The organism is Psychrobacter sp. 1U2 (assembly GCF_051847575.1).
Genome location: NZ_JBPYDC010001133.1, coordinates 1 through 694, shown reverse-complemented (window position 1 = coordinate 694; position 694 = coordinate 1). Strand labels below are relative to the sequence as shown.

Sequence of the window (694 nt, the reverse complement as noted above, 5' to 3'; positions counted from 1 at the left end):
GTTGAGAGATTTATGGACAACCAAGACAATGAATATCAGTATGATTTAAGCGCGGCTTGGCTTGCTGAAGGACAATCAAGCCAGCGCGATATGTTATCTAGCTTACAAACCCTAAAAACTCGTTCTAACACCCCATTTGATGTGATTGCCTCACATCGACATCATCGTCCTGAGATTTTTGAATTTGCTGATTTGACTTATCAAGAGCCTACTGGCGTGTTAATAGATGACGATCAAGACTCAGCCTTAAAACCTGACATGCCGCGTTGGCAATTTGTGTTAGAGCATGCAAAACAACACAACGTAAAGGTGCTTTTGACTGGTCGTAATGGAATTGACTACGAAGTGCAGCGTGAAGCATTTGACACAGCAGGTATTCGTTTATTAACGGGTGCAACCAGCGTAGAGGCACTAGCGTCGATTGAAGATAAATTTGCGTTTATGCAGCAGTGTCATACGCATGATATCCCCGTGGCAGACGCTTGGCGCTTTGACACTACTGATGAGCTTGAAGCGTTACTGGCTAAACATGGTCATCAACCACTATGTGTAAAACCGGTTACTGGTATTTTTGCTCAAGGATTTTGGCGATTAGATACTGGCAAAGCAGCTAACGAACAATATGATAGTTTTGAGCATCTGTATTTTACAGACAGTAAGAAAATCAATACTGAACAGTTTGTGAATGCCTATA

1 protein-coding gene is annotated in these 694 nt (G+C 42.1%); it reads left to right on the top strand.

Features of this window, described 5'->3' with window-relative positions:
• Positions 1–12 precede the first annotated feature (12 nt).
• The coding region (locus ACS8FD_RS20800) for an ATP-grasp domain-containing protein (RefSeq protein ID WP_459252164.1) at positions 13–694 on the top strand (682 nt) is incomplete at its 3' end.